The 6,498-nt window shown below is 66.2% G+C and carries 8 protein-coding genes; 5 read left to right on the forward strand and 3 right to left on the reverse strand.

Annotation, left to right across the window (positions count from 1 at the left end; genetic code table 11):
• Window positions 1-291 precede the first annotated feature (291 nt).
• A complete protein-coding gene (locus tag FJ973_RS14865) occupies window positions 292-906 on the forward strand; it encodes a TetR/AcrR family transcriptional regulator (protein WP_140556440.1) in 615 nt (204 codons plus the stop codon).
• A 57-nt stretch (window positions 907-963) separates the two neighbouring features.
• Window positions 964-1,962, forward strand: a complete 999-nt coding sequence (locus FJ973_RS14870) for a bestrophin family ion channel (RefSeq protein WP_140556442.1) — start codon at window positions 964-966, stop codon at window positions 1,960-1,962.
• A gap of 83 nt (window positions 1,963-2,045) precedes the next feature.
• On the opposite strand, the gene FJ973_RS31600 is transcribed toward FJ973_RS14870, so the two are convergent.
• From FJ973_RS31600 to FJ973_RS14880, 3 genes are all read right to left on the reverse strand, one after another.
• Entirely contained in the window at window positions 2,046-2,174 is a 129-nt protein-coding gene (locus FJ973_RS31600; protein ID WP_263483591.1) for a hypothetical protein, read from the reverse strand.
• Between the two features lie 32 nt (window positions 2,175-2,206).
• Window positions 2,207-2,527: a hypothetical protein gene (locus FJ973_RS14875; RefSeq protein ID WP_140556443.1), complete on the reverse strand. Its 321-nt coding sequence runs from the start codon at window positions 2,525-2,527 to the stop codon at window positions 2,207-2,209.
• 120 nt (window positions 2,528-2,647) lie between these two features.
• Window positions 2,648-3,400 (reverse strand): DUF899 domain-containing protein, encoded by a 753-nt coding sequence (locus FJ973_RS14880; RefSeq protein WP_140556445.1) that lies wholly within the window; start codon window positions 3,398-3,400, stop codon window positions 2,648-2,650.
• A 107-nt stretch (window positions 3,401-3,507) separates the two neighbouring features.
• Here FJ973_RS14880 and FJ973_RS14885 point away from each other — a divergent pair, with 107 nt between their 5' ends.
• The 3 genes from FJ973_RS14885 to FJ973_RS14895 all read left to right on the forward strand — a co-directional run bounded on the left by FJ973_RS14885 (window position 3,508) and on the right by FJ973_RS14895 (window position 6,380).
• Window positions 3,508-4,728 carry a helix-turn-helix domain-containing protein gene (locus FJ973_RS14885; protein WP_140556446.1) on the forward strand — a complete coding sequence of 407 codons (1,221 nt, stop codon included), beginning with the start codon at window positions 3,508-3,510 and terminating at the stop codon, window positions 4,726-4,728.
• A gap of 36 nt (window positions 4,729-4,764) precedes the next feature.
• Window positions 4,765-5,397, forward strand: a complete 633-nt coding sequence (locus FJ973_RS14890) for a PQQ-binding-like beta-propeller repeat protein (protein WP_140556448.1) — start codon at window positions 4,765-4,767, stop codon at window positions 5,395-5,397.
• 152 nt (window positions 5,398-5,549) lie between these two features.
• The gene (locus FJ973_RS14895; protein WP_140500104.1) at window positions 5,550-6,380 is read left to right on the forward strand and encodes an aldo/keto reductase; all 831 of its coding nucleotides are present in this window, start codon (window positions 5,550-5,552) and stop codon (window positions 6,378-6,380) included.
• Window positions 6,381-6,498 lie beyond the last annotated feature (118 nt).

Below are 6,498 nucleotides of genomic sequence, written 5' to 3' on the forward strand. Positions count from 1 at the left end.
TTGACGCTGAGGGAAATGAAGTGGTGTCGGGGCGGGGAAGGGCAAGGCCAATCGAGGAGGCGGAGCGGCCGAGACAGCGATCTCCCTCGCAAGAGGTGAGATTGGCAGCTTTGCGGTCACGGTCACTCTCCAGCGGAAATCGGCTTTGGCTTGCAAGCTTTCAGCACGTGACATACCGGTTCCCCTGATTATATGATAAAGGTGCTCCACTAAAGCGGAGGCGCCTCCGTTTATTACGTGGGGGCTGACCCGATGGGGTTCAAGCCCCATATTTCGACAGTGGAGAAAAAATTGGCCGCAGAGCCGTCCGCCATCCCCGACCAGAAGACCGCAGAGGCCAAGCCGTTGCGCGCCGACGCGCAGCGCAACCGCGACCGGCTGGTCGAGGTGGCGGCCTCGGTCTTCGCCGAGCGCGGGATCGATGCCTCGCTGGAGGAGATCGCGCGCCGCGCGGGCGTCGGCATCGGCACGCTCTACCGCCATTTCCCGACGCGCGAGCACCTGGTCGAGGTGGTCTACCGGCGCGAGGTGGAAGGGCTGTGCGCGGCCGCCGACGAACTGGCGACAAAGCATCCGTCCGACGTCGCGCTGGAAGAATGGATGCGGCGCTTCGTCGACTATATCGCCACCAAGCGAGGGCTTGCGACCAGCCTGCGCATCCTGTTGACGGCGAATGCCAATCTCTATTCCGACACGTCGGGTCGGGTCTCGGCGGCGTTGCGGCAATTGGTCGAGGCGGCGGTGGCCGACGGCACCATCCGTGGCGATGTCGACGCGTCCGACGTGCTGCACGCGCTGGGCGGCATCTATTCGGCGCCCGACACCCCGGATTGGCGCGATCGCTCGCGCCGGCTGGTCCGGCTGCTGATGGACGGATTGCGGTTCGGCGCCGCCAAGGCTAGGTGAGGGCGACTGGAGACTGGCCTGCGGCTAGCGGGCACGTCCGCGATTTGGGGGCATCTTATGTATGTGGGCCGTTCCTACAAGGTGATGGATTTCGCGCTCTGGTCGCGGCGCAGCGTCATCTACATGGTGGTGGTGAGCGGACTGGCGGTGGCCGCCTACCGTTTTCCCGGACTTGCCGGGTTCTCGGTGCCGTGGTCTGTCGTGCTGGTGCTCGGCACCACGGTGTCACTGGTGGCCGGCTTCAAGAATTCGCAGGTGTTTACCCGCAGCGGTGAAGCGCTGCAGGCGTTTGCGCAAATCACGGCCAGCAGCCGGTTGTGGTCCAATTTCTGCAGGGACTTCACCGACGCCCCGACAGCGAAGCAACTCATCTATCGCCACATCGCCTGGATGACGGCGCTGCGTTTCGCGCTGCGGCGGCCGATGCCATGGGAATCCATGGCGCGGGCCGCCAATATCGAATACCGGCGGCGTTACCATGTCCAGGAGGATACGGGCTCGATTGCCGACGAATTGCGGCCGTTGCTGGCCGAGCAGACCGAGGGCGTCCTGAAATCGCCCCGCCCGGCGATCGCCTTGCTCGAAATGCAATCGGTGCAGGTCAACGGCTTGTTCAAGGATGCCAAGATTCCTCCGCAGATCTATGGCGAACTGACAAAACTCATCCGCGACTTCCACGACCAGCAGGCGCGCTGCGACCGCATCAAGAACAATCCCTATCCCCGCCAATACGCCATCGTCAGTTCCATGTTCGTCATGATCTTCTGCACGCTGTTGCCGTTCGGCGTCGTTCCGGTCTTCGCCGAGATGGGCAAATTCGGCGGCGCGCTGGGCTCGATCGCGATCTGGCTGACGATCCCGTTCAGCACGCTGCTGGGCTGGGCATACATGTCGCTCGACCAGGTCGGCGAGAGCAGCGCCAACCCTTTCGAGGGCAACGCCAACGATGTGCCGATTTCGCAGATCTGCCGCGACATCGAGATCGAGATGCGGACCGGGCTCGGCGAGGTCGACCTTCCCGCGCCATTGCTGCCCGTCAACGACATCGCGACGTAAAAGCCAGCGCGCTGGCGGTGATGAGCAGGGCGAACGGCCGGCTTCATTGCGCCTGGGCGGCGCGCCGCTCCGCCGTCGAAGCGTCAGGTCTTTTCGGGCGTGCACCAGGGGCAGCCCTTGGCGGGTTGCGAGGGCTCGTCGCCGCGCCGTGTCGGCTCCGCCTCGATCGGCTCCCGTGTGTCGGGACCGTGCGTCTCACTCGTCCGTGTCATGGTTCTTCTCCTTGATGGGTTGCATCGGCGATTCAAACTGGTTGCGCAATGCTCTGTTTTTGCAGAGTTTTCTCCAAGCGCTTTGCTTTCTCCCGGCCCGCCTGCCTGTTGGAAATCACGCGCAGCCAAGGCGCCAGATGGAAGGCGCTCATCAGCAGGTACATGGCCGGCATGCCGGTGAGCGGCGAAGAAGTGCCCATGCACAGCATCGCCGCATCGCCGCCGAAGATGCCGGCCAGCAGCGCCATCAGGGCGAAGATCGGCGCTGCGGCGAGGCCCAGCCAGTCGGCGATGCCGAGGGGGGTCGCGTCCTGATCGGGACAGCGGCGGGCGTCTGTATGGATGTCGCTCATGTCTTTCTCCTCGGTTGCGCATTGGCGCAAGCCCGGAAAGCAGCAGCAGTTCTGGGAAAGCTGCCGCCTTGTGAAGAGCGTCCGGCCGCGCTTGCGTGGAGCCGGCGCTCTAGCCAGGCTCTACTGGGCGTCCTTGTTGCGGAACGCCGCCTCGCCGGCGGCAGACACTTCGTCCCATTTCCTGTCCGGCGCGGTGTCGGCGTCGTAATTGTCGCTCCAGTTCCACCATTTGTAGGTCGGGGTCTGCGGATAGCCTTCGGGCGAGTCCTCCCAGATCTCCTGGCGGCCGAGCGGCGTGGCATCGAGGTAGCTCCAGACGGTGCCCATCGCCTCGTCGCCGCGGTTGTTGATCAGGTAGGTGCGGAAGATGCGGTCCCCGTCGCGGATGAAGACGTTGTGGCCGTGCCATTCGTCGACGCCGAAGTCTTTGTCGAAGCTGTCGGTGATGGTGTACCAGGGCATTGCCCAGCCCATCCGCTTCTTCAGCCGCGCAATGTCGGCCTGCGGCGCGCGCGAGGCATAGGCCAGCGTGGTGTCGCGGGCGTTGAGATGGGCGAGGTTGGAGACCTGGTCGGCGCCCAGCGAGCAGCCGCGGCAGGCGTGATCGGGCCAGCCATACACACCCGGCTCGAAGAAGGCGCGGTAGACGATCAGCTGGCGGCGGCCCTCGAACAGGTCGAGCAGGCTCGCCTTTCCGTTGGGTCCTTCGAACGTGTAATCCTTCTTGACGGCCATCCAGGGCATGCGGCGGCGCTCGGCGGCCAACGCATCCTTGGCGCGGAGCGTCGCCTTCTCCTTTACGAGCAACTGCTGGCGCGCCGCCTCCCATGCTTGCTGGGAAACGATCGGCGGTGTGTGCATTTGCTTGGTCATGGCTTTTGCCTCGCTGTTCCGGTTTGATGTGACGCGACTGACATAGCGCCGGACAGCGGGATGGTGAGAGTTACAAGTGTGGCGGGATTCGCCATGGCGGGATCTTGATGGATTCGCTGATCACGGCCGCGGGGCTGTTGCTGGCGGCGGGTGACCCGCTCGGCGCGCTCGACCGCGTGGCGCTGCGCGAGGACGCGCCGGGGCTGGCGCTGCGCGGCATCGCCATGGCGCAACTCGGCGATCTCGACCGGGCCAGGGCGCTGCTGCGGCGGGCGGGGCGCGCCTTCGGACCAAGGGAAGCGGTGGCGCGCGCCAGATGCGTCATCGCCGAGGCCGAGATCGCGCTGGTTTCGCGCGACCTCGGCTGGCCGGCCAAGGCGCTCGATGCGGCGCGGGCGACGCTGGAAAAGCAAGGCGACCGGCTGAACGCCGCGCATGCGCGGCACCTGGAAGTGCGATTCCTGTTGCTGATCGGCCGTCTCGACGAGGCCGAGCAGGTGCTGGCCGGGCTCGATGCGACGCCGTTTCCGCCGGCTTCGCGGGCCGCGCACGAGCTGGTCATCGCCGGCATCGCCATGCGGCGCCTCAGGACGAAGACCGCGCGCGCGGCACTCGAGCGGGCACGGCACGCCGCATGGCGGTCCGGCATTCCCGGGTTGATGGCCGAGGTCGACAGCGCGTTCCGGGCGCTGGCAACGCCGGCGGCGCGGCTGATCGCGAACGGTCAGGAGCGTCCGCTGCTGCTCGAGGAGGTCGAGGCCTTGCAGGCATCGGAAGCGCTGGTGGTCGACGCTCTTCGTCATGTCGTGCGCGGGCAGGGCGCGCTGGCCTCGCTGGCGACGCGCCCGGTGCTGTTTGCGCTGGCGCGCGCGTTGGCCGAGGCCTGGCCCGGCGACATGCCGCGTGCGGCGCTCATCGCCAGGGCCTTCGGCGGCAGGCACGCCGATGAATCGCATCGCGCCCGGCTGCGGGTCGAGATCGGCCGGCTGCGCGCCGAGCTGCGCGGGCTGGCCGACATCCAGGCGACGAAGCGCGGTTTTTCGCTGGCGCCGAAACGGGGCGGCGAAGTGGTGGTGCTGGCGCGGCCTCTCGAGGAGCGGCATGCGGCAGTGCTCGCCTTCCTCGCCGACGGCGAAGCCTGGTCGAGCTCGGCACTGGCGCTGGCGCTCGCATCCAGCCAGCGCAGCGTGCAGCGCGCGCTGGAGCAGCTTGCCGAGACCGGCAAGGTGCAATGGTTCGGCCGCGGCCGGGCGCGCCGCTGGATGACGCCGCCGGTGGCGGGTTTCACGACCACCTTGTTACTCCCGGCGCCGTTGCCGAGCGGCTAGGAATGGATCACACGATCAAAAGGTGAGGATGAAGACATGAAACATGCGGCGGCCGAAATCCTGCGTGAATACGGCCCCTTTGCGGGCGTGGACAGCGTGCATGGGGTGAGCTTCGATGGGCAGAACGTCTGGTTTGCCTCGGGCAAGGGGCTCACCGCCTTCGACCCGGAGAGCGGGCAGGCGGTGCGCTCGATCGATGTCGCCGCCCATGCCGGGACGGCCTATGATGGCCAGTACCTCTACCAACTCGCCAAGGACCGGATCCAGAAGATCGATCCCGGCACCGGCGCGGTGCTGTCCACCATTCCGGCGCCCGGCGGCGGCGGCGATTCCGGCCTCACCTGGGCCGAGGGCACGTTGTGGGTGGGGCAGAACCGCCAGCGCAAGATCCACCAGATCGATCCCGAGACCGGGGCGGTCCTGCGCGTCATCGAATCCAACCGCTTCGTCACCGGCGTGACCTGGGTCGATGGCGAGTTGTGGCACGGCACCTGGGAAGGCGATCAGAGCGACCTGCGGCGCGTCGATCCCGAGACCGGAGAGGTGCTGGAACGGCTCGACATGCCGCCCGGCAAGGGCGTGTCGGGGCTCGAATCCGACGGCGGCGACCGCTTCTTCTGCGGCGGCGGCCCGGGCGGCGTGGTGAGGACCGTGCGCCGACCGAAATGAGGGCTGATCTTTGCGGTGAGCTCAAATGCCAACGAAAGCGACAAGAGCATCGTCTGTGTCGATCACACATTCGGCAATTTGTCCGCCGCCGGCTGGCCGTTGCCCGATGCCGGGCCTAGATAGGCTGGACCATCTTCGCAGAGGACCAGACCATGCCTGAACAGATTTCGTTGAACGACGGCTCGACCATTCCCCGGCTCGGCCTTGGCGTGTGGCAAGTCGATCCCGCTATCACCGCCAAGGTGGTGGGTTGGGGGATCAAGGCCGGCTACAGGCTGATCGACACCGCCGAAGGCTACCAGAACGAGAAGGGCGTCGGGGAGGCGATCCGGGGCGCGGGCGTGCCGAGGGGCGAGCTGTTCATCACCTCGAAGCTGCGCAATGGCGCGCACCAGCGCGATGCCGCATTGCGCGCCTTCGAGGATACGATGGACAAGCTCGGTATCGAACAGATCGACCTGTTCCTCATCCACTGGCCGGTGCCCAGCCAGGACAAATATGTCGAGGCCTGGCAGACATTGGTCGAGCTGCAGAAAGCCGGCCGGATCAAATCGGTCGGCGTGTCGAATTTCAACCGGGATCACCTGGAGCGCATCATCGGCGAAACCGGCGTCACGCCAGCCGTCAACCAGATCGAGCTGCATCCGCGTTTCCAGCAGCGCGAGATCAGGGAGTTCCATGCCCGGCACAACATCCACACCGAAAGCTGGAGCCCGCTCGGCAGCGGCAGGCTGCTCAGCGACGCGACCATAGCAGGCATCGCCGCAAAGCACGGCAAGTCCGCGGCGCAGACGATGATCCGCTGGCATCTCCAGGAAGGGCTGATCGTCATCCCGAAATCGGTCCACCAGGACCGCATATCGGCCAATTTCGACGTCTTCGATTTCGAACTGGACGCGCAGGACCTGAAGGCCATCCGCGGCATGGATTCAGCCGATGGCCGCGTCGGGCCGAACCCTGCGACGGCGGCGTTCTTGTTTTGAGGCCACCAACGTTTTTACTCTACGGCGCCCCCCTCTGTCCTGCCGGCGTCTCAGGAGATCAGCAGCTTCAGTGCCTCAAATCCCCGAGCCGTCCAGCTGCTGGGCGTCGTCGCCTTCC

This window comes from Mesorhizobium sp. B2-1-3, assembly GCF_006442495.1.
In the GTDB taxonomy this organism is placed as follows: domain Bacteria; phylum Pseudomonadota; class Alphaproteobacteria; order Rhizobiales; family Rhizobiaceae; genus Mesorhizobium.

Coding starts and splice junctions, on each gene's coding strand:
- FJ973_RS14870 (WP_140556442.1), top strand. CDS start 964: ATGTATGTGGGCCGTTCCTACAAGGTGATGGATTTCGCGCTCTGGTCG.
- FJ973_RS31600 (WP_263483591.1), bottom strand. CDS start 2,174: ATGACACGGACGAGTGAGACGCACGGTCCCGACACACGGGAGCCGATC.
- FJ973_RS14875 (WP_140556443.1), bottom strand. CDS start 2,527: ATGAGCGACATCCATACAGACGCCCGCCGCTGTCCCGATCAGGACGCG.
- FJ973_RS14880 (WP_140556445.1), bottom strand. CDS start 3,400: ATGACCAAGCAAATGCACACACCGCCGATCGTTTCCCAGCAAGCATGG.
- FJ973_RS14885 (WP_140556446.1), top strand. CDS start 3,508: ATGGATTCGCTGATCACGGCCGCGGGGCTGTTGCTGGCGGCGGGTGAC.
- FJ973_RS14890 (WP_140556448.1), top strand. CDS start 4,765: ATGAAACATGCGGCGGCCGAAATCCTGCGTGAATACGGCCCCTTTGCG.
- FJ973_RS14895 (WP_140500104.1), top strand. CDS start 5,550: ATGCCTGAACAGATTTCGTTGAACGACGGCTCGACCATTCCCCGGCTC.